The organism is Dialister sp. (assembly GCF_036343215.1).
In the GTDB taxonomy this organism is placed as follows: Bacteria; Bacillota; Negativicutes; order Veillonellales; family Dialisteraceae; genus Dialister.
Window position 1 is genome coordinate 1 of the sequence record NZ_JAZASU010000204.1, and the last position, 1,414, is coordinate 1,414.

Consider the following 1,414-nt stretch of genomic DNA (forward strand, 5'->3'; position numbering starts at 1 on the left):
AAGGATAGGTCGGATAGATTAGAAGGTTAATTTTTATCTAATAAACCTAAAAATCTACAATATTAGATTTTTGATGTCCTTATTTTGTTGCCATTACCCAGGGGGGAGCCTGACTGACCGATGGCTTTGCTGAGTGATCAATGAAAGCGCAAAAAATCCTGATGCCCTAAGCATCAGGATTTTTATTCAGAATTTGCTGACTACGTCTTTGAGGTAGGCTTTGAAGTCGGCGCCCAGGTCTTCTCTTCTGAGTGCGAATTCGACGGTGGCTTTGAGGAAGCCCAGTTTATTTCCTGTATCGTACCGTTTGCCATTGAAGTTATAGGCATAGACGGCTTCATTTTTAGCCATGACTCTTAATGCATCGGTGAGCTGGATTTCTCCGCCTTTACCCGGTTTGGTCTGGTCCAGGATATCGAAAACGTCCGGAGTGATGACGTAACGGCCCAGGGCTGCGAAATTGCTCGGCGCTTCTTCGATGGATGGTTTTTCGATCATATCCGCTACCCGGAGAAGGTTCGGATCGTCGGTTTTGCTGCCATCGATGATTCCGTAGGAGGAAACCTGTTCAGGACGGACGGTTTGGCAGCCAATGACGGTACCGCCGGTTTTTTCGTACTGATCCATGAGCTGGCGCAGCGCCGGTTCTCCATTTCCTGTATACACGACATCATCGCCCAGGATGACGCCGAAAGGTTCCTCATCGATGAAATCCCGTACACAGTTGATGGCATCCCCCAGTCCATTCATATGTTTCTGACGGACGTAGAATACCTTGATATCCGCGATTTTCCGGATTTCCCGGAGCATTTCCATCTTGCCGCTTTCATAGAGATGCTGTTCCAGTTCCGGGGAAGAATCGAAATGGTCTTCGATGGCCCGTTTCGCATGACCGCTGACAATGATGATTTCATCGATGCCGCTGGCCAGGATTTCTTCCACGATATACTGAATGGTCGGTTTGTCCACAATAGGCAGCATTTCCTTCGGCATAGCCTTCGTAGCCGGCAGGAAACGGGTGCCGAATCCGGCAGCCGGAATGACTGCTTTTCTGATTTTCTGCATAAGTCCCCCTACAATAGAAATAAACGGTATTGTTATCTGTTATCTTGTATATCATACCATACGAGTGAAAATTTTACACTAAGGGCTGTATTTCAAAAAACTTTGAAATAACAGCTGTCTGCGATGGCTGTACGTTGTCCGGGAGTCGGGATTCGGGAATCGGGGCGGTGCGCTATAATTTACCCAAGATTAAATAAATTCAATGAATCTTACCCTTTGTCAAATAATCGGAATTCGAGTTTTTAGAAATGCGGTCAATTTTTATACAGTTGCCCTGGCCTGGGGATTTTATCAGATTTACATTCCGGCATCACGGGGCTGAAGCCCCTTGACCCCGGCCTGCAAATCT

Annotated in this window: 1 protein-coding gene; it reads right to left on the reverse strand. The window is 46.9% G+C overall.

Annotated features, from left to right (window positions below):
* Positions 1-186 precede the first annotated feature (186 nt).
* Positions 187-1,065, reverse strand: coding sequence for a UTP--glucose-1-phosphate uridylyltransferase GalU (galU, locus tag VZT47_RS10395; RefSeq protein WP_330224890.1), 879 nt, complete (start codon positions 1,063-1,065; stop codon positions 187-189).
* Positions 1,066-1,414 lie beyond the last annotated feature (349 nt).